The organism is Nocardioides sp., assembly GCF_051876515.1.
GTDB lineage: Bacteria > Actinomycetota > Actinomycetes > Propionibacteriales > Nocardioidaceae > Nocardioides.
In genome coordinates, this window is record NZ_JBJEHY010000019.1 from 1 (window position 1) to 18,244 (window position 18,244).

Here is an 18,244-nt window from a genome sequence, read left to right on the forward strand (position 1 = left end):
GCTCGAGTGAACCAACGGCGACCTCGACCTTCGGAGAGGAGGCCAGCCCGGCACGCCGGGCGGCGAGCTCGTCCGGCGTCGTGAGCCACGCGAGCACGGGCGCGCCGAGGTCGACGACCTCGTAGGCCTCGTCCAGCGTCGCGGTGCCGAGGCGGGTGGCGCCCGCAGCCAGCGCGGCCGCGGCCACGGTGCGTGCGCCGAGCCCGAAGCCGTCGGCCTTGACCACGGCCATCAGAGGCGACGACCGGGGGCCCCGCAGGACGCCCACGTTGTGCGCGACGGCGTCGGCGTCGACGACCAGCCGCGGCCTGGTCAGTGGCGCCCTCACGCGACGTCCTGCGAGACCGTCACGTGGTGGACGACATCGAGCTGTCCGACAGGGCCGTGCAGGGCGCTGGGCGCGCCGGTCGTGATCGCCCAGTAGCGGTCGCCCCAGGACCAGTGCCACCACTCGGTGGGGTAGTTGACGAAGCCGACCTCCCCGAGCACCTCGCCCAACAGCCGCCGGTTGCGCCGGGCCTCGCCCCGTACGTCCCGCGAATCGGTGAAGCACCTGCCGCCCGACTGCTCCGGGGTGGCGTCGAGTGGGCAGCCGAGGTCGAGTTCCCGGCCAAGACCGTCGCGCAGCGTCACGTCGACGGCGGAGCCGGACACGTGCCCGGCCACGTCGGCGGGTGCGACGAACCGACTCACCAGCGACTCGAGCTCCGCGGGCCCTACGCCCGGGTGGTGCGCGCACACCTCCGCCGTGTAGCGGGCGATGATCGCGCGCTGGCTCTCCATGCTGCGGTGGCCCTCCCGGACGAGCAGGTGGAAACCGGTGGGCAGCAGTTGCCGGGCGAGTTCGAGGCGCTGCGCCACGCCCAGGCGTACCGGGCACAGGTCGGGTGACAGGGAGGCGGAGAGCGCGACCAGGGGCTCGCCGTTCTCGGCGAGCGGCACCGCGCGCACGCGCGGATCGCTGAGCAGGAGGGTCATGCTCCGACGGTAGGAACGCTGACGTGGTCCGCACATCCACCGGAGGTACCGGGCAGCTGACCGCAAGGTGGAGCCGGCGTCCGCCCGGTGGTCAGTCCTCGGAGCCGGGCAGCTCCGTGCGCTGTCGCTTCTGCAGCTTGCGGATGCTGCGCTCGACACGGCTGTTGCGCTCCAGCCGTACGCGCAGGAGGTTGACAGCACTGACCAGGCTCACGAACGCGGGCCAGGGGAAGGAGTCGATCCCGCTGGTGATCAGCCAGATCCCCCAGCAGATGATGTTGACGGTGAGGAAGCCCATCAGCGCCTCGCGGAGGTCGCGGCGGTACTTCTCCTCTGCCAGCGCGGGCAGGTTGGAGGTGGGACGCCGGACGAGGCCCTCGAGCAGGGGCACGAGCTCGCCGAGCGTGCGGGAGGCCGCCAGCCGGGCGCTGCGCTCGGCGTGCTCGTCGGGCGCGAGACGCCCCTCGGCGTACGCCTGGCTCAGGACGTCCTGCACGATGTCACGATCGACGTCGCCCGCCCGCAGCCCCGCGTTGTCGGGCGTGCGGGGGTCGTCACTGAACCGGTCCCACACCTCGCTCACGCCGACAGGGTACCGACCCTCCCGGCTCCCAGCGGCGGGCGAGGAGAGGGGTCGCACCCCGCTCAGCTCTCGACGGGCCAGCCGCGCTGGATCCAGCCCCCGGTGCCGTCGGTGACGTTCACAGCGTCGATGCCCTGGGACTGCAGGTAGCCGACAGCCTGCCGACTGCGGCCACCGGACTGGCAGATGACGTGGACCCGCTCGCCCTCGGGGAGCTCCGCGAGGTGGGCGGGCAGGTCGCCCATGGCGATGTGGACGGCGCCGGGGACGTGGCCGCTGGCGTACTCGTCGGCCTGGCGCACGTCGAGCACGAAGGCGCCCTGCGCGTGGGCGGCGGCGAAGGTGTCGAGGTCGAGCTCGTCGGGGTGGGCGTCGGCCTCGGCGATCTGGCGGCGGACCTCGTCCATGTCGAGGGCCTTGGCCTGGGAGATGACGTCGTCGAGCGCGGCGGCGGGCAGGGCTCCCGCCTGGTTGAACAGCAGCACGCCGTCGCGGAAGAGCATCAGGGTCGGGATGGAGCGGACCTGCAGCATGCCGGCCAGCTCCTGCTCCGCCTCGGTGTCGACCTTGGCGTGCACGACGTCGGGGTGCTTCTCGGAAGAGGCCTCGAACGTGGGGGCGAACTGCTTGCAGGGGCCGCACCACTCGGCCCAGAGGTCGACCAGGACGATGCCGTCGCCGGTGACGGTGGTCTCGAAGTCGGCCAGGGTCAGGTCGCGTGTGCTCATGGCGTCACGCTACCTGCCGCCACACCCGATCCCAACATCCCCCCAGGGGGATCGGGTGTGGCTGGTCGGCAGCGGGGTCAGCGGCCCTCGAACTGCGGGGACCGCTTCTCGGCGAAGGCCCGCGGGCCTTCCTTGGCGTCCGCGGAGGCGAAGACTGCCGCGCCGCGCCGGGCGTCGTCGGCCCAGCAGTCGTCCTCGTGCTTGCCCTCGGACTCGCGGATCGTCGCGAGGATCGCCTGGACGGCCAGCGGGCCGTTGGTGACGATCATGTCCGCGATCTCGCGGGCCTTGGCCAGGGCCTGGCCGTCGGGCACCACGTGCCCGATCAGGCCGTACTCCTTGGCCTCGGTCGCGGTGATGTGGCGGCCGGTCAGGAGCATCTCGGCGGCCACGGTGGCCGGGATCTGGCGGGGGAGGCGCACCACGGAGCCGCCGAGCGGGTACAGGCTCCACCGTGCCTCCGAGACGCCGAACTTGGCCGACTCGCCCGCCACCCGGATGTCGGTGGCGGTCAGGATCTCGGTGCCGCCGGCGATGGCCGGACCCTCGACGGCGGCGATCAGCGGCTTGGTCAGCCGGTAGCCCTTGAGCAGCGGCTTGATGACCGTGGGGTCGTACTCGCCGGACTCGAAGCTCTCGCTGGGGGCCTTGCGCGACATCGCCTTGAGGTCGGCGCCGGCGCAGAAGTATCCGCCCGCCCCGGTGAGGATGACGGCCCGGATGGAGTCGTCGGAGTTCACCCGCTCCCAGGTCTCGCCGAGGATGGCCAGCATCTCGGTCGACAGCGCGTTGCGGGCGTGGGGTCGGTTGAGGGTCACGGTGAGCACGTGGCCGTCCTGCTCGACCAGTGCGTCGGGGCCGGAAACGGCCTCGGAAGAATTTTCCAAACTCATGGTATGTGACTCTAGCCACAAAAGAGGAACCTGTTCTAGTCTCCGCCTCGTGGCCCATAACATTGCAGATCTCTTCGAACACGCCGTCGATGTCGTTCCGGACCGCACCGTGCTGCGCGTCGCGAACCGGACCGTCACCTACTCCGAGCTCGAGGCGGAGGCGAACCAGCTCGCCCACTACCTCCAGGCGCAGGGCCACGGCCCGGGCGACCACATCGGCATCTACGCCAAGAACAGCGTCGAGCACGTGGTCGCGCTGCTCGCGATCTTCAAGATCCGCGCCGTCGCGATCAACGTGAACTACCGCTACGTCGAGGGCGAGCTCGACTACATCTTCGAGAACTCCGACATGGTCGGGCTGCTCTTCGAGGAGCCGTACGCCCCGATGGTGGCGCTGACGGCCCCCAAGCGGCCCGAGCTGCGCACGATCATCTCCATGCCCGACGCGACCGAGCCGGACCTCCAGACCGACGTCAGCGCCTTCGGCGGCGTCACCTGGACGGAGGCCCTGGCAGGCCAGTCCGCCGAGCGCGACTTCGCCGAGCGCAGTCCCGACGACGTCTACATCGTCTACACCGGAGGGACCACCGGGTTCCCCAAGGGCGTCATGTGGCGCCACGAGGACTTCTGGCGCGTGCTCGGCCGCGGCATCGACGTGATGACGGGTGAGTGGCTCGAGGAGTACGACCAGTCCAAGACCGCCGCCGCCACCGAGTTCCCGATGGTGATGTTCCCGCTGAGCCCCCTCATGCACGGCGGCGCCCAGGCGGCGCTGCTCATGCACCTCTTCGCGGGCGAGGTCACGGTCCTGGCCCCGAAGTTCGACCCCGCCGAGGCCTGGCGCCTGGTCGAGGACGCCAAGGTCCAGGGCATCTTCATGACGGGCGACGCGATGGCACGCCCGCTCATCGAGGAGTACGAGCGCGGAGACTACGACGCCTCATCGCTCTTCGTCGTGGCGAGCAGCGCGGCGATCTTCAGCCGTCCGGTGAAGGAGCGCTGGATGGCGGCGTTCCCCAACGCGATCTTCACCGACTCGATCGGCGCCAGCGAGACCGGCTTCTCCGGCACCGCGGTCCAGTCGGACGAGAACATCCAGGGCCAGGGTCCACTGGTCAACCTCGGCGCCCAGACGGTGCTGCTCGACGAGGAGAACAAGGTCATCGAGCTCACCGAGGTGGGTGCGATCGGACGCGTCGGACGCTCGGGCTGCATCCCGATCGGCTACTACAAGGACCCGGTCAAGACCGCGGAGACCTTCATCACCGTCAACGGCGAGCGCTACTCCGTTCCTGGCGACTTCGCCCGCGTCGAGGAGGGCGGCATGGTGCGCCTGCTCGGCCGCGGCTCGAACTGCATCAACACCGGCGGCGAGAAGGTGTACCCCGAGGAGGTCGAGATGACCCTCAAGGGCCACCCGGACGTGTACGACGTCCTGGTGGTGGGCGTCGCCGACGAGACGTACGGCCAGTCCGTCTCCGCCGTGATCCAGCCCCGCGGCGAGGCCCGCCCGACGCTCGAGGAGCTCAAGGAGTACCTGCGTCCCCTGCTGTCGGGTTACAAGATGCCGCGCGCGATCACCTACGTGGACGAGATCCCGCGCAGCGCCACCGGCAAGGCCAACTACCCCCGCGCCCGCGAGCTCGTCACGGAAGGCAACTGATGCACACCGACATCTGCGAACTGTTCGGGATCGAGTACCCGATCTTCGCGTTCACCCCCTCGGAGAAGGTCGCCGCGGCCGTCTCCCGCGCCGGTGGTCTCGGCGTCCTGGGCTGCGTCCGGTTCAACGACACCGAGGACCTGGACCGCACCCTGACCTGGCTCGACGAGAACACCGACGGCAAGCCGTACGGCGTCGACGTCGTCATGCCGATGAAGGTGCCCACCGAGGGCAAGGCCGTCGACCTCGACGCCCTGATCCCGGCCGAGCACAAGGCGTTCGTCGACCGCACGCTCACCCAGCTCGGTGTACCCCCGCTTCCCGAGGGCGAGGGTCGCGAGGGTGTGCTCGGCTGGCTCCACTCCGTGGCTCGCAGCCACGTCGACGTGGCGCTGGGCCACCGTCCGGTGCTGATCGCGAACGCGCTCGGCTCGCCGCCGGTGGACGTGATCGAGAAGGCCCACGAGCACGGCGTCAAGGTGGCGGCGCTGGCTGGCACGGCCAAGCACGCGCTCAACCACGTGGCCAACGGCGTCGACATCATCGTCGCCCAGGGTTACGAGGCCGGCGGCCACACCGGCGAGATCGCCGGCATGGTGCTCACCCCGGAGGTCGTCGACGCCGTGGGCCCCGACGTCCCGGTGCTCGGCGCGGGTGGCATCGGCAGTGGCCGGCAGATGGCCGCGTCGATGGCGCTCGGCGCCCAGGGCGTGTGGACCGGCTCCATGTGGCTGACCGCCGCGGAGTACGACCTGTCCACCGGCACCGGCATCCGCGAGGCACTGCTCCGTGCCGGGTCCAGCGACACGGTCCGCAGCCGCGTGTACACCGGCAAGCCGGCCCGTCTGCTCAAGACGCGGTGGACCGAGGCATGGAACGCCGAGGACGCCCCGGCGCCCCTGCCGATGCCGCTGCAGAACCTGCTGGTGGCCGACGCGCACAACCGGATGAACTCCGGCGACAACCCCGACACCATCTCCATGCCCGTCGGCCAGATCGTGGGCCGCATGAACGCGGTCGAGCCGGTCGCGGACCTGATGGCCCGGATGGTCGCGGAGTTCCAGGAGGCGACCGAGCGCCTGGGGAAGATCGCGGGGGCATGACGATCCTCCAGGTCGAGGACGAGCAGCGCGTCCGGACACTCACCCTGAACCGTCCGGACGCGCTGAACGCCTTCAACGAGGCCCTGTACGACGCCACGGCGCGTGCCCTCAACGAGGCGGCCGAGGACCCGTCGGTCGCGGTGGTGCTGCTGACGGGAGCGGGCCGGGCGTTCAGCGCCGGGACGGACCTGCTCGAGATGCACCAGCTCGCCACCGACCCGACCTTCGAGCGGGGGGAGTACGGCTTCCTCGGGCTCATCGACGCCCTCGCCGCCTTCCCCAAGCCGCTGGTCGTCGCGGTCAACGGGCTGGGGCTGGGCATCGGGGCCACGGTCCTGGGGTTCGCGGACCTCGGGTTCATGTCGACCGCTGCTCGGCTGAAGTGCCCCTTCACGAGCCTCGGGGTCGCTCCTGAGGCCGCTTCCAGCCTGCTGTTCCCCCAGCTGGTCGGCCGGCAGAACGCGGCATGGATCCTGCTCTCCGCCGAGTGGATCACGGCTCAGCAGGCGCTGGACATGGGGCTCGTGTACGCCCTGGCCGAGCCCGAGGACCTACTGGCCACCGCCCGCAAGCACGCCGAGGTGCTGGCCGCCCGGCCCATCTCCAGCCTGGTCGCGGTCAAGCGGACCATGACCGCTCCCCACCGTGAGGCCGTCGCCCAGGCGCGCGAGCGCGAGAACGCGGCGTTCGCCGAGCTCATGGGCGGTCCCGCGAACCTCGAGGCGCTCTCGGCCTTCGCCGAGGGACGCCCCGCCGACTTCACCTCCTTGCCCCCGGGGTGGTGACGGCAGGTCCCCGCCGCAGGTCCGCACCTGCGGCGGGGACCGTGCGGGCCACAGATTGTCAGGCGGGTTGTGTGGAGCAGTGGGCGCGCCAGCCGATATCGTCTCAGGCGTGACTCACCAGCATCCGACCTACGACCAGCTCGCCGCGCTGCCCGCGTACATCGAGCAGCCCGTGCCGATGGCCTTCGAGGACATCAACGGCCACCTCAACGTGCGCCACTACATCGGGATCGCCAGCGAGGGGCTCGACGAGTCGCTCGTCGACTGCGGCATCCCGCAGACGTGGCCGCTCACCGACGGCCACGCCGTCTTCTCCGCCGAGCACCACTGCACCTACATCAGCGAGCTGCGCACCGGCAGCCAGATGTCGGCGCGGGTCCGCCTCGTGGGCCGCTCGGAGCGCGCAGCCCACGCCCTGGTCTACCTCCTGGACGACACGAGCAAGGAGGTGTCCTTCGTGATGGAGGAGATCTTCCTCCACATCGACCTGGAGACCCGCAAGACGGCCCCGTGGCCGAGCGAGGTGGCGGCCAAGCTCGACGCGCGCATCGCCGAGCACGAGACGATCACCCTCGACATGCCGACGCACGGCTGCCTCGCGCTGCGCTGAGCGCACCCCGTACGCCCGAAGGGCCCGGCACCACCTGGCGGTGGTGCCGGGCCCTTCGTGACGTTCCCCTCAGCCGGCGGCGTACTCGCGACCGATGCGGCGCGCGTGCTCGCCGGCGCCGCCGTACGTCAGCTCCCACCGCTTGGCCGCGGTGAAGTAGCGGTGCGCGGGCCCGTCGAGGTCGATGCCGACGCCGCCGTGCACGTGCACGGTCGTGTGCGCGATCGTGTGGCCGGCATCGGCGCACCACACGGCCGCGCTCGCGAGCTCCTGGGTCGCGGGGAGTCCCTCCTGGAGCCGCCACGCGGCCTGCCAGAGGGTGAGCTCCTGGCCCAGGGTGGCGATGTACGCGTCGGCGAGCCGTTGTCCCACTGCCTGGAAGGTGCCGATCGGGCGTCCGAACTGCTCACGGGTCCGCGCGTAGTCGGCCGTGAGGCGGGTGGCCCCCTGCGTCACGCCCAGCTGCTCGGCGCAGGCGAGCAGCACGGCGAGGTCCTGCAGGTGCTGCGCGCTCCCGGCGCCACCGAGGCGTACGGCGGGGCAGCCGTCGAGGGTGAGCTGCGCGGTGGCGTCTCCGTCACTGGTGCGCTGCGCCGCGACCTGGGCGTCCGTGGTCCGCACCGCGAAGACGCCGGCGCCGTCGGGGCCAGTGGCGGTGACCAGGACGGTGTCGGCGCGCGTCCCGGCACGGACCAGCGTCTTCGTGCCGGTGAGCGTCCAGCTCTCGCCGTCCGGGGTGGCCAGGACCTGGGGCACCTCGGGCAGGAACTGCAACGGCTCGGCCAGCGCGAGGGTCAGCAGACGGGTCCCGTCGGCCGCCCCGGAGAGCAGCTCGTCCCGGTGAGTGGAAGGTTCGGCGGACGAGATCAGCAGGCTCGCGGCCACGTGCGTGGCGTACGGGACGGGCGCGACCGTGCGCCCGATCTCGACGGCCACGCGGCACGCCTCGAGCAGGCCCAGACCGGCGCCGCCATCGGCCTCGGGGAGGGCGAGCGAGAGCAGCCCGGCGTCGCCGAGTGCGGACCACAAGGTGGGGTCGAAGCGGTCGCCGTCGCGCTCGACCGAGGTCATCCGCTCGGTGGTCGCGTGGTCGGTGAGGATCTGGGCCGCGAGTGCGGCGGCCTCGTCGGCCTCGGGGGTGAAGGTGAAGTCCATGGTTTCCTCCGGTACCGGTGAGGGGTCAGCGCTTCGCGGCCGGCAGGCCGAGGGCGACGTAGCCGATGATGTCGCGCTGGATCTCGTTGGTGCCGCCACCGAACGTCATGACCAGCGAGGAGCGGAAGTAGCGCTCGAGGCGCCCGGCGAGCTCGGCGCCGGGGGAGTCCCCGGTCACCGTGGCGCCGGGGCCCACCACCTCCATGAGGGAGCGGTAGACCTCGGTGGCGAGCTCGGAGCCGTACACCTTGGTCGCCGACGCATCGGCGGGGGAGAGGTCGACCCCGGCGTCCGCCTGCGAGGCGAGGCGCCAGTTCATCAGGCTCAGCATCTCCACGCGCGCGTGCGCGCGCCCCAGCGTCGCCTGCACCCACTCCTGGTCGATCACGCGGCGCCCGTCCGGCAGCACGGTGTCGCGCGCCCACTGCCTGACCAGCCCCAACGAGTACGTGAGCGGGGCGGCGGAGGTGAGCGCGACGCGCTCGTGGTTGAGCTGGTTGGTCATGAGTGCCCAGCCGCCGTTGAGGCCGCCGACGAGGTTCTCCTGCGGCACCCGGACGTCGGTGTAGTAGGTCGCGCTTGTCCCGACGCCGGCCACGGTGTGGACGGGCGTGTACGAGACGCCGGGGTGGTCGGCCGGCACCAGGATCATGCTGACGCCCTTGTGGCGGGGGAGGTCGGGATCGGTGCGGCAGGCCAGCCAGATCCAGTCGGCGTACTGGATGAGCGAGGTCCACATCTTCTGGCCGTTGATCACCCACTCGTCGCCCTCGGCCACCGCCCGCGTGCGCAGGGAGGCGAGGTCGGTGCCGGACTCGGGCTCGGAGTAGCCGATCGAGAAGTGCAGGTCGCCGGCGAGGATCTTGGGCAGGAAGTAGTCCTTCTGCTCCTGGGTGCCGTAGCGCATGATCGTGGGGCCGACGGTGTTCAGCGTCAGGTAGGGGATCGGGACGCCGGCCACGGCCGCCACGTCGGTGAAGATCAGCTGCTCGACCATGGACCGGTTCTGGCCGCCGTACTCTGTCGGCCAACCGATGCCGAGCCAGCCGTCCTTGCCGATCTCGCGGATCACCTCGCGGTACACGTCGGCGTCGCCGAACTCGCCGCTCGCGGCGGCCAGGGCTCGTCGTCGCTCGGGCGTGACAAGGCGGTCGAAGTACTCAGTCAACTGGGTACGAAGGTCCTGTTGAGATGTGCTGAGGGCCACATGCATGGGACGGACACTAGAACGTGTTCTCGTTTTGGTCCATACTGTGTTCATGAGCGAAGCACGACTTCTTGACACAGGTAGCGTTCCGGAGCGATTCGCCCGAGGGTGGCACTGCTTGGGGCGTGTGGGCGATTTCAACGACGGCAAGCCGCACTCCATTGAGGCCTTCGGTGGCAAGCTGGTCGTCTGGGCTGACTCGAAGGGCGAGATCAACGTCCTCGACGCGTACTGCCGTCACCTCGGTGGGGACCTCACCCAGGGCACGGTCAAGGGCGACGAGATCGCCTGCCCCTTCCACGACTGGCGCTGGGGCGGCGACGGTCGCTGCAAGTCCATCCCGTACGCCCGTCGCGTGCCGATGCGTGCCCGTACGCAGAAGTTCGAGACCGTCGTCCGCAACGACCTCATCATGATCTGGCACGACCCCGAGGGTTCCGCCGCCGACATGGACGCGCTCCCGCCGGAGCTCGCGGGCGTCGGCACCGGGGAGTACTCGGGCTGGACCTGGAAGACGCTGGACGTGCCCACCGCGCACTGCCGCGAGATCGTCGACAACATCGTCGACATGGCCCACTTCTTCTACATCCACTTCGCCTTCCCGACGAACTTCCGCAACGTGTTCGAGGGCGAGCAGGCCACGCAGTTCATGGAGTCGACCGGTCGCCCCGACATGGCCGGCCAGGGCTACGGCGACGAGTCGCTCGTGCTGAAGTCCGAGGCGACGTACTTCGGTCCGTCGTTCATGGTCAACTGGCTGGTGACCGACTACAAGGGCTACGAGACCAAGTCGATCCTCATCAACTGCCACATCCCGACGGGTCCCAACTCGTTCAAGCTGCAGTACGGCGTCGCCGTCGAGCGCGGCCCCGAGATGGACGACAAGACGATGAACTACATCGCCGAGAAGTACTCGACGATGTTCGCCGAGGGCTTCGAGCAGGACGTCCACATCTGGCTCAACAAGGCGCCGGTCCAGAACCCGCTCCTGTGCGAGGAGGACGGCCCGGTCTACCAGCTGCGTCGTTGGTACGAGCAGTTCTACGTGGACAAGGCCGACGTCACCGCGGAGATGACCGACCGCTTCGAGTTCGAGGTCGACACGACCAAGGCCAACGAGTACTGGCGTGCGGAGGTCGAGGAGAACCTGGCGCGCAAGGCTGCCGAGGACGCCGCGGCCGGCACCCCCGTCCACCACTGATGTCGTACATCGTTCCGGACCGGGCCGAGACCCGGGAGGACCAGCGTCTCTACACCGAGGCGAGGCTCGTCGAGGTCGCGTGCCTCGACTGCCTCGCCACGGTGCGGGTCAAGAAGAACTCGCAGCACCAGACCTCGGTGCAGTGGAACCACGGCGCTGAGGCAAACTGTGCGGAGTTCGCCAAGCTCGAGTCCGAGCCCGGTGGCCGCAAGGTGTACGCAACCTGCCCCCGTCTCTCCGCGTCGATCGACGCCGCGGTCAAGGAGGGCACTGTCACGATCGGAGCCGAGGATGGCTACTGAGGATTCCTACCTGCTGAAGGTTGCCGAGATCGTCCGCGAGACCGCGGACGCCGTCTCGGTCGTCTTCGAGGTTCCCTCGGGGGAGTCCGCCACGTTCGACTTCAAGCCGGGGCAGTTCCTGACCTTGGGCGTCCCGAGCGACCAGACCGGTCTGGTCGCCCGTGCCTACTCGATCTGCACCCCTCCCGGCGACGGCCTGGCCGTCACGGTGAAGCGGACGGCCGAGGGCTACGCGTCGAACTGGATCAACGACAACCTCAAGGCCGGCGACACCCTCCGGGTGCTGCCGCCCTCGGGCATCTTCACCCCGAAGTCCCTGGACACCGACCTGCTGCTGCTCGCGGGCGGCTCCGGCGTCACGCCGATCATGTCGATCGCCCGTCACGCCCTGGAGCACGGTGAAGGGCGGATCACCGTCTTCTACGCGAACCGCGACGAGAACTCGGTCATCTTCGCCGAGAAGCTGCGTGAGCTGGCGGCGGCCAACCCTGAGCGTCTGCAGGTCATCCACTGGCTGGAGTCGGTCCAGGGGCTGCCCACGGCCGAGCAGCTGAAGGCGTTCCTGGCGCAGTACGACGGCTGGACCTCCTTCTGCTGCGGCCCCGCGCCGTTCATGAAGATGGTGCAGACGGCTCTCAAGGAGCTCGAGGTACCGCGCGAGCGTCGTCACCAGGAGAAGTTCATCTCCCTGGGTGGCAACCCGTTCGGTGACGTCGAGGAGGTGCTGGCCGCGCAGGCGACCATCGCCGAGGCGGACGACGCCGAGAACGCCGAGGGTGCTCCGGAGGACGAGCCGGCCGTGGCCGGTCCCGTGGCTGTGGAGGTCGAGCTGGACGGCGAGCAGTTCAGCTTCGTCGACTGGGACGGACGCCAGCACCTGCTGGACTTCCTGGAGTCCAAGGGCGTCAACGCGCCGTTCTCGTGCCGTGAGGGTGAGTGCAGCGCGTGCGCCTGCATGATCCTGGAGGGCGACCTCTCGATGACCCGCAACGACGTGCTCGAGAAGGAGGACCTGGAGGACGGCATCCGCCTGTCGTGCCAGGCCCGCGCCCTGACCGAGAAGGTCCGCGTCACCTACAACGGCTGACGCCGTTCGCTCATCGTGCGACGCCCCTGACCCGAGCGGGTCGGGGGCGTCTCACGTTCCTGCGCCGACGATCTGGCCGATTCGGCAGGGTGCTCAGGCCGCGTCAGCGTGGGTGGGCCGCGACCGACTCGTCGATGCGGCGGAGCGCGGGATCCCGCGGTACCAGCTGGTCACCGCCTACGACGTCGTGCTCGTGGCTGGGCTTGTCGCACTGTGCGCAGGCTGGGTGGCCGTCGCGTCCTGGCTGGCGAGGGCGCGCAGCAACGCCGAGGTGCTGAACCCCGGTGCCCGGCAGGAGCACGAGAAGGAGTGGGCCTGGGTGGGCTGGTTCGTGCCAGTCGTCGCCCTGTGGTTCCCGTACGTCTTCGTGCGTGACGTCCGGCGCGCGACGGCCCCGCGAGGGGTCAAGCCGCTGCTCCTCTCGTGGTGGTTCGCGTTCCTGCTCTACGTGAGCACCATCCAGTTCGGTCCGTTCCTGCGCGCCGACCCGTCCACCGGCCCGGACGAGGTTGCCCAGCTCGGCGGCATCGAGACGTTCAACGCGGTCCTGGCGCTGCTGGCGGGGGTGCTCTGGGTGCTGGTGGTCCGGAGGATCACGTCCGAGCAGCGGGCAGCGCACGGTGGCGGTCTTCCGGACGCTGCGCGGGCTCGTTCGCGCACGCCGTGGCCGCCTCCGGTGCCCCAGGGGCGCCCGCCGTCACACCCGGGTTGGTCGACCCACTGAGGTGTTCAGCCGTGTCTGGTCGGTCACTTCTCCGCGTGTTGAGGGAAGGCCTGCGCGTCGGGGGGTGTTCGATCAGGGTGGGGCACGGAGCCCCCAGGGTTGCCACCCGCACTCGGGACGGACGGCACCGCAGCCAACGTCGCTGAGGAGCAGAGATGAGTCGCATCACCAAGGTCACCGTCCTGGGCATGGGAGTGTTGGGTTCGCAGATCGCCTTCCAGTCGGCCTTCCGGGGCAAGGAGGTGACGGCGTACGACATCTCCGACGAGGCGGTCGCGGCCGGTCGCGCCAAGCTCGACGCCCTCGTGGAGCGCTACCAGCAGGACCTCGGCGACGCAGCCGCGCAGGCCGGGGAGGTGCCCGCCAGGATCCGCGCCACCAGCGACCTGGCAGAGGCGGTCAGCGGAGCGGACCTCGTCATCGAGGCAGTTCCCGAGAAGCTGGAGATCAAGACCTCCACCTACGAGAAGCTGGCGGCCGTCGCCGACGCCTCGACGATCTTCGCGAGCAACTCCTCGACCCTGCTGCCCTCCGACATCGCTCCGTCGACGGGACGCCCCGACCGGTTCCTGGCGCTGCACTTCGCCAACGAGATCTGGAAGCGCAACACCGCCGAGGTGATGCCCGGCCCCGAGACCGACTCCGAGGTGCTGGCGGAGGTGGCCGCCTTCGCCGAGGAGATCGGCATGGTCCCGATCGTCCTGAAGAAGGAGAAGGCCGGGTACGTCCTCAACTCGCTCCTCGTCCCTCTGCTCAACGCGGCCGGGGAGCTCCTCGCCGGCGGGTACGCGGACGTGGAGACGGTCGACCGGACGTGGCGGCTCGGTACGGGGGCGCCGATGGGGCCGTTCCAGATCTTCGACGTCGTCGGCCTCACCACGGCGTACAACATCGCCGTCACCAAGGAGGAGCCGGTGCAGCAGGAGTTCGCCGCGATCCTCAAGCGTGACTACCTCGACCAGGGCAAGCTCGGCATCGCCTCGGGCGAGGGGTTCTACACCTACCGCTGACCGTGCGGGCGCGGGCCGGGGGACCGGTCCGCGCCCGGACCGTACGTCAGGTCGCCATCCGCACGCAGGCTGCCGCCTGGGCAACACCGTGCAACGCCTTGGCCAACTGGGTCCCGCGCGAGCCCGCGGAGTGCGAGCATGCGGCCATGAGTGCTGACGTACGCCCCAGTCTCGAACAGCGGATCCTCGTCTTTTCCGGAACGTTCATGGCCTTCGTCGGCCTCGCTCAGATCGCTTTCGCGGACGGAGGCCTTGAACTGTTCCTCGGCTCAGCGGCGGTGTTCTCCGGCTCGATGCTCGTGTTCCCGCAGCTCGTAGCGCTTGCCGTCAAGCGCTACGGCTGAGTCACCAGCCGCGCTCGCGCCACTCCGCCAGGTGGGGGCGCTCGTCGCCCAGCACGCCGTCGTCCCCGTGACCGGGGTGGAAGACGGTCTCGTCGGGCAGCGTGCCGAAGATCTTGGTCTCGACCTCGTCGATCAGCTGGGCGAATGCCTCGGCGTTGCCGAACGTCGCGCCCACGCCACCCGGGAAGAGGCTGTCCCCGGTGAAGAGGTGCGGTGCCGCGCCCTCGGGGCGTACGAGCAGGCAGATCGAACCGGGGGTGTGGCCCGCGACCGCGATGACGTCGAGCAGGACCTGACCGACGGCGACCTGGTCGGTGTGGTCCAGGGCGCGACCCACGCCGACACCGGTCTGCTCGGTGATCGCCTCAGCGTCCGCGATGCCGGCGGCCACGACCGCACCGGTCGCCGCGACGACCTCGGCCAGGGCGCGGTGGTGGTCCCAGTGCTGGTGGGTGGTGACCACGGTGGTCAGGCCGGCCTCGCCGACCAGCTCGAGGAGCCGCTCGCCCTCCGCCGCGGCGTCGACGAGGAGCTGGTCGCCGGTGCTGGTGCACTGCAGGAGGTAGGCGTTGTTGGACATCTTCGGGTCGACGGCGACCTTGGTCACCCGCAGCCCCGGGAGCTCGAGCACCTGTGCCTCACCGCCGGGCACCACGTGGCCGGTGTACGTCATCGGATCTCCTCCTGGTTCGCGCGACCCGTGTCGCGTCCGTCCGACGCTACCGGCCGCACGTGGACGTGGGTGATCCGGTCCCGGCGTGAGAACGTGTCGGGTGGCGTGCGTCCCGGACGTCGGGGCGCTACGATGACGAACACGTGTTCGAACGTGGATGGGGTACGAAGTTGATCGAGCAGCTGGTGATCCGGGGAGCCCGGGAGCACAACCTGAAGGACGTCTCGATCGACCTGCCACGTGACTCGCTCATCGTGTTCACGGGCCTGTCGGGCTCCGGCAAGTCGAGCCTCGCCTTCGACACGATCTTCGCCGAGGGGCAGCGCCGTTACGTGGAGTCGCTCTCCGCGTACGCCCGCCAGTTCCTGGGCCAGATGGACAAGCCCGACGTCGACTTCATCGAGGGGCTGTCGCCGGCCGTCTCGATCGACCAGAAGTCCACCTCGAAGAACCCGCGCTCCACCGTCGGGACCATCACCGAGGTGTACGACTACCTCCGGCTGCTGTACGCCCGCGCCGGGCGGCCGCACTGCCCGACCTGCGGGGCCCAGATCCAGCGGCAGACGCCGCAGCAGATCGTCGACCGCGTCCTCGGGCTCGAGGAGGGGCGGCGCTTCCAGGTGCTGGCCCCGGTCATCCGCGGCCGCAAGGGCGAGTACGTCGAGCTGTTCAAGGACCTGCAGACGCAGGGGTTCTCGCGTGCTCGGGTCGACGGCCAGACCCACACGTTGGACGCGCCTCCCACGCTCGACAAGAAGCTCAAGCACACCATCGAGGTCGTTGTCGACCGGCTGGCGGTCAAGGAGTCCTCCAAGCGCCGCCTGACCGACTCGGTCGAGACCGCGCTCGGGCTGACCGGCGGGCTCGTCGTCTTCGACTTCGTCGACCTCGACGAGGGCGACCCCGGTCGTGAGATGCGCTTCTCCGAGCGGATGGCGTGCCCCAACGACCACGTGATCGACACCGACGAGCTCGAGCCGCGCTCGTTCTCGTTCAACTCGCCCTTCGGCGCCTGCACCGCCTGCCACGGCATCGGCACGCGCATGGAGGTCGACCCCGAGCTGCTCATTCCCGACCCCGGCGCGACCCTCGGCGAGGGGGCCGTCCAGCCGTGGTCCGGGGCGTCCGTCGCGGACTACTTCCTGCGCCTGATGAACGCGCTCGGCGAGGAGATGGGCTTCGACCTCAACACGCCGTGGCGTGACCTGCCTGCCAAGGCGCGCAAAGCGATCATCGAGGGCCACGCGACCAAGGTCCACGTCGTCGCCCGCAACCGGTACGGCCGCCAGCGGTCGTACTACGCGGCCTTCGAGGGCGTCCGCCCGTACATCGAGCGCAAGCACCGCGACGCGGAGTCCGACACCAGCCGTGAGCGGTTCGAGGGATTCATGCGCGAGGTCGCGTGCCCCACCTGCTCGGGCACCCGGCTCAAGTCGGTGCCGTTGGCCGTGACCCTGGGCTCCAAGCAGGGCGGTGGTCTCAACATCGCCCAGGTCTGCGCCATGTCGATCCGTGACACGGCCGAGCACCTCAAGCACCTCGACCTCAACGCCCGCGAGCGGCAGATCGGCGAGCGGGTCCTCAAGGAGATCCAGGACCGCCTGCAGTTCCTCCTCGACGTGGGGCTCGACTACCTCTCGCTCGACCGGCCCAGCGGGTCGCTGTCGGGCGGGGAGGCGCAGCGGATCCGGCTGGCCACCCAGATCGGTGCCGGTCTGGTGGGCGTCCTGTACGTCCTCGACGAGCCCTCCATCGGCCTGCACCAGCGCGACAACGAGCGCCTGATCGAGACCCTCGTGCGCCTCAAGGACCTCGGCAACACGCTCATCGTCGTGGAGCACGACGAGGACACCATCCGTACCGCCGACTGGGTGGTCGACATCGGCCCCGGGGCCGGCGAGCACGGCGGCCAGGTCGTGCACAGCGGCACCGTCGAGGAGCTGCTCGCGCACCCCGACTCGCCGACCGGCCTCTACCTGTCCGGGCGCCGTGAGATCCCGGTGCCGCCGGTCCGCCGTCCTCGCACCAAGGGGCGCGAGCTCGTCGTGCACGGCGCCCGCGAGAACAACCTCCGCGACATCGACGTGGCGTTCCCGCTCGGCGTCCTGACCGCCGTCACCGGCGTCTCGGGCTCCGGCAAGTCCACCCTGGTCAACGACATCCTCTACACGTCGCTGGCCAAGGAGCTGTACAACGCCAAGACCGTGCCCGGGCGCCACACCAAGGTGACCGGCCTCGACCACGTCGACAAGGTGATCCACGTCGATCAGTCGCCGATCGGCCGCACGCCCCGGTCCAACCCGGCGACGTACACCGGGGTCTTCGACCACGTGCGCAAGCTGTTCGCGCAGACGCCCGAGGCCAAGGTGCGCGGCTACCAGCCCGGCCGGTTCTCGTTCAACGTCAAGGGCGGCCGCTGCGAGGCCTGCGCCGGCGACGGCACGCTCAAGATCGAGATGAACTTCCTCCCGGACGTCTACGTCCCCTGCGAGGTGTGCCACGGTGCGCGCTACAACCGCGAGACGCTCGAGGTCCACTACAAGGGCAAGACCATCGCGGAGGTCCTCGACATGCCGATCGAGGAGGCCGTCGACTTCTTCGGCGCCGTGCCGGCCATCGCACGGCACATGAAGACGCTGGTCGAGGTCGGACTGGGGTACGTACGTCTCGGCCAGCCGGCCACCACCCTCTCCGGCGGCGAGGCGCAGCGCGTCAAGCTCGCCAGCGAGCTGCAGAAGCGGTCCACCGGCCGCACCCTGTACGTCCTCGACGAGCCCACCACGGGCCTGCACTTCGAGGACATCCGCAAGCTCCTCGGGGTGCTGTCCAGCCTGGTCGACAAGGGCAACACGGTGCTGGTGATCGAGCACAACCTCGACGTCATCAAGACGGCCGACTGGATCATCGACATGGGACCCGAGGGCGGGTCGGGCGGCGGCAGCGTCGTCATCGAGGGCACCCCGGAGGCGGTCGCGGCCGAGCCACGCAGCCACACCGGACGCTTCCTGGTGCCGGTCCTGGAGGGCCGTCAGGCCAAGCAGCCCGGTGCGCCGCGGGCGGTCCGGTCCGAGACGGCCGACAAGCCGGCGGCAGCCACCAGGAAGGCAACCGCGAAGAAGGCAGCGACCAAGAAGACGGTTCCCAAGAAGTCAGCGGCCACGAAGGCGGTGGCGAAGAAGGCCCCCGCCAAGAAGGCGT

19 protein-coding genes are annotated in these 18,244 nt (G+C 70.0%); 11 read left to right on the plus strand and 8 right to left on the minus strand.

Annotated elements, in window-relative coordinates:
• The 5 genes from ACI379_RS00905 to ACI379_RS00925 form a co-directional block, all read right to left on the minus strand.
• A partial coding sequence (locus ACI379_RS00905; protein ID WP_439790174.1) for an alanine racemase occupies nucleotides 1–328 on the minus strand: 328 nt, incomplete at its 3' end.
• Nucleotides 325–978, minus strand: a complete 654-nt coding sequence (locus ACI379_RS00910) for a M15 family metallopeptidase (protein ID WP_439790175.1) — start codon at nucleotides 976–978, stop codon at nucleotides 325–327. The genes ACI379_RS00910 and ACI379_RS00905, both read right to left, overlap by 4 nt.
• A 91-nt stretch (nucleotides 979–1,069) precedes the next feature.
• On the minus strand, nucleotides 1,070–1,561 hold the full coding sequence (locus tag ACI379_RS00915; protein WP_439790176.1) for a DUF1707 SHOCT-like domain-containing protein: 492 nt from the start codon (nucleotides 1,559–1,561) through the stop codon (nucleotides 1,070–1,072).
• Between the two features lie 62 nt (nucleotides 1,562–1,623).
• Complete coding sequence (gene trxA / locus ACI379_RS00920; protein ID WP_439790177.1) at nucleotides 1,624–2,289, minus strand: thioredoxin; 666 nt, start codon at nucleotides 2,287–2,289, stop codon at nucleotides 1,624–1,626.
• Between the two features lie 77 nt (nucleotides 2,290–2,366).
• Nucleotides 2,367–3,182, minus strand: coding sequence for a crotonase/enoyl-CoA hydratase family protein (locus tag ACI379_RS00925; protein WP_439790178.1), 816 nt, complete (start codon nucleotides 3,180–3,182; stop codon nucleotides 2,367–2,369).
• Between ACI379_RS00925 and ACI379_RS00930 the strand changes: the two genes are divergently transcribed.
• The 4 genes from ACI379_RS00930 to ACI379_RS00945 all read left to right on the plus strand — a co-directional run bounded on the left by ACI379_RS00930 (nucleotide 3,181) and on the right by ACI379_RS00945 (nucleotide 7,343).
• Nucleotides 3,181–4,845, plus strand: a complete 1,665-nt coding sequence (locus ACI379_RS00930) for an acyl-CoA synthetase (protein WP_439790179.1) — start codon at nucleotides 3,181–3,183, stop codon at nucleotides 4,843–4,845. The two genes, ACI379_RS00925 and ACI379_RS00930, sit on opposite strands and share 2 nt — an antisense overlap.
• Complete coding sequence (locus ACI379_RS00935; protein WP_439790180.1) at nucleotides 4,845–5,948, plus strand: NAD(P)H-dependent flavin oxidoreductase; 1,104 nt, start codon at nucleotides 4,845–4,847, stop codon at nucleotides 5,946–5,948. The genes ACI379_RS00930 and ACI379_RS00935 overlap by 1 nt, the downstream gene beginning before the upstream one ends.
• Nucleotides 5,945–6,733, plus strand: coding sequence for an enoyl-CoA hydratase/isomerase family protein (locus ACI379_RS00940; protein WP_439790181.1), 789 nt, complete (start codon nucleotides 5,945–5,947; stop codon nucleotides 6,731–6,733). The genes ACI379_RS00935 and ACI379_RS00940 overlap by 4 nt, the downstream gene beginning before the upstream one ends.
• 109 nt (nucleotides 6,734–6,842) lie before the next feature.
• Complete coding sequence (locus ACI379_RS00945; RefSeq protein ID WP_439790182.1) at nucleotides 6,843–7,343, plus strand: thioesterase family protein; 501 nt, start codon at nucleotides 6,843–6,845, stop codon at nucleotides 7,341–7,343.
• 69 nt (nucleotides 7,344–7,412) lie between these two features.
• On the opposite strand, the gene ACI379_RS00950 is transcribed toward ACI379_RS00945, so the two are convergent.
• Both ACI379_RS00950 and ACI379_RS00955 read right to left on the minus strand, forming a co-directional pair.
• The gene (locus ACI379_RS00950) at nucleotides 7,413–8,498 is read right to left on the minus strand and encodes an acyl-CoA dehydrogenase family protein (protein ID WP_439790183.1); all 1,086 of its coding nucleotides are present in this window, start codon (nucleotides 8,496–8,498) and stop codon (nucleotides 7,413–7,415) included.
• A gap of 25 nt (nucleotides 8,499–8,523) precedes the next feature.
• On the minus strand, nucleotides 8,524–9,759 hold the full coding sequence (locus ACI379_RS00955; protein ID WP_439790184.1) for an acyl-CoA dehydrogenase family protein: 1,236 nt from the start codon (nucleotides 9,757–9,759) through the stop codon (nucleotides 8,524–8,526).
• Here ACI379_RS00955 and ACI379_RS00960 point away from each other — a divergent pair.
• The 6 genes from ACI379_RS00960 (at nucleotide 9,758) to ACI379_RS00985 (ending at nucleotide 14,373) form a co-directional block, all read left to right on the plus strand.
• A complete protein-coding gene (locus ACI379_RS00960) occupies nucleotides 9,758–10,906 on the plus strand; it encodes a Rieske 2Fe-2S domain-containing protein (protein WP_439790185.1) in 1,149 nt (382 codons plus the stop codon). The two genes, ACI379_RS00955 and ACI379_RS00960, sit on opposite strands and share 2 nt — an antisense overlap.
• The gene (locus ACI379_RS00965; RefSeq protein WP_439790186.1) at nucleotides 10,906–11,208 is read left to right on the plus strand and encodes a hypothetical protein; all 303 of its coding nucleotides are present in this window, start codon (nucleotides 10,906–10,908) and stop codon (nucleotides 11,206–11,208) included. The genes ACI379_RS00960 and ACI379_RS00965 overlap by 1 nt, the downstream gene beginning before the upstream one ends.
• Nucleotides 11,198–12,295: a 2Fe-2S iron-sulfur cluster-binding protein gene (locus tag ACI379_RS00970; protein WP_439790187.1), complete on the plus strand. Its 1,098-nt coding sequence runs from the start codon at nucleotides 11,198–11,200 to the stop codon at nucleotides 12,293–12,295. The genes ACI379_RS00965 and ACI379_RS00970 overlap by 11 nt, the downstream gene beginning before the upstream one ends.
• Nucleotides 12,296–12,407: 112 nt before the next feature.
• Nucleotides 12,408–13,019 carry a DUF4328 domain-containing protein gene (locus ACI379_RS00975; protein WP_439790188.1) on the plus strand — a complete coding sequence of 204 codons (612 nt, stop codon included), beginning with the start codon at nucleotides 12,408–12,410 and terminating at the stop codon, nucleotides 13,017–13,019.
• Nucleotides 13,020–13,174: 155 nt separating this feature from the next.
• Nucleotides 13,175–14,029, plus strand: coding sequence for a 3-hydroxyacyl-CoA dehydrogenase (locus ACI379_RS00980; RefSeq protein WP_439790189.1), 855 nt, complete (start codon nucleotides 13,175–13,177; stop codon nucleotides 14,027–14,029).
• A gap of 146 nt (nucleotides 14,030–14,175) precedes the next feature.
• On the plus strand, nucleotides 14,176–14,373 hold the full coding sequence (locus ACI379_RS00985) for a hypothetical protein (protein ID WP_439790190.1): 198 nt from the start codon (nucleotides 14,176–14,178) through the stop codon (nucleotides 14,371–14,373).
• A gap of 1 nt (nucleotide 14,374) precedes the next feature.
• Here ACI379_RS00985 and ACI379_RS00990 read toward each other — a convergent pair whose 3' ends face one another.
• Nucleotides 14,375–15,046 (minus strand): MBL fold metallo-hydrolase, encoded by a 672-nt coding sequence (locus tag ACI379_RS00990; RefSeq protein ID WP_439790191.1) that lies wholly within the window; start codon nucleotides 15,044–15,046, stop codon nucleotides 14,375–14,377.
• Nucleotides 15,047–15,216: 170 nt separating this feature from the next.
• Between ACI379_RS00990 and uvrA the strand changes: the two genes are divergently transcribed.
• A partial coding sequence (uvrA, locus tag ACI379_RS00995; RefSeq protein WP_439790192.1) for an excinuclease ABC subunit UvrA occupies nucleotides 15,217–18,244 on the plus strand: 3,028 nt, incomplete at its 3' end.

Coding starts and splice junctions, on each gene's coding strand:
- ACI379_RS00955 (WP_439790184.1), bottom strand. CDS start 9,759: ATGAACACAGTATGGACCAAAACGAGAACACGTTCTAGTGTCCGTCCC.
- ACI379_RS00985 (WP_439790190.1), top strand. CDS start 14,176: ATGAGTGCTGACGTACGCCCCAGTCTCGAACAGCGGATCCTCGTCTTT.
- ACI379_RS00960 (WP_439790185.1), top strand. CDS start 9,758: ATGAGCGAAGCACGACTTCTTGACACAGGTAGCGTTCCGGAGCGATTC.
- ACI379_RS00940 (WP_439790181.1), top strand. CDS start 5,945: ATGACGATCCTCCAGGTCGAGGACGAGCAGCGCGTCCGGACACTCACC.
- ACI379_RS00990 (WP_439790191.1), bottom strand. CDS start 15,046: ATGACGTACACCGGCCACGTGGTGCCCGGCGGTGAGGCACAGGTGCTC.
- ACI379_RS00925 (WP_439790178.1), bottom strand. CDS start 3,182: ATGAGTTTGGAAAATTCTTCCGAGGCCGTTTCCGGCCCCGACGCACTG.
- ACI379_RS00910 (WP_439790175.1), bottom strand. CDS start 978: ATGACCCTCCTGCTCAGCGATCCGCGCGTGCGCGCGGTGCCGCTCGCC.
- ACI379_RS00965 (WP_439790186.1), top strand. CDS start 10,906: ATGTCGTACATCGTTCCGGACCGGGCCGAGACCCGGGAGGACCAGCGT.
- trxA (WP_439790177.1), bottom strand. CDS start 2,289: ATGAGCACACGCGACCTGACCCTGGCCGACTTCGAGACCACCGTCACC.
- ACI379_RS00935 (WP_439790180.1), top strand. CDS start 4,845: ATGCACACCGACATCTGCGAACTGTTCGGGATCGAGTACCCGATCTTC.
- ACI379_RS00950 (WP_439790183.1), bottom strand. CDS start 8,498: ATGGACTTCACCTTCACCCCCGAGGCCGACGAGGCCGCCGCACTCGCG.
- ACI379_RS00930 (WP_439790179.1), top strand. CDS start 3,181: ATGGTATGTGACTCTAGCCACAAAAGAGGAACCTGTTCTAGTCTCCGC.
- ACI379_RS00980 (WP_439790189.1), top strand. CDS start 13,175: ATGAGTCGCATCACCAAGGTCACCGTCCTGGGCATGGGAGTGTTGGGT.
- ACI379_RS00970 (WP_439790187.1), top strand. CDS start 11,198: ATGGCTACTGAGGATTCCTACCTGCTGAAGGTTGCCGAGATCGTCCGC.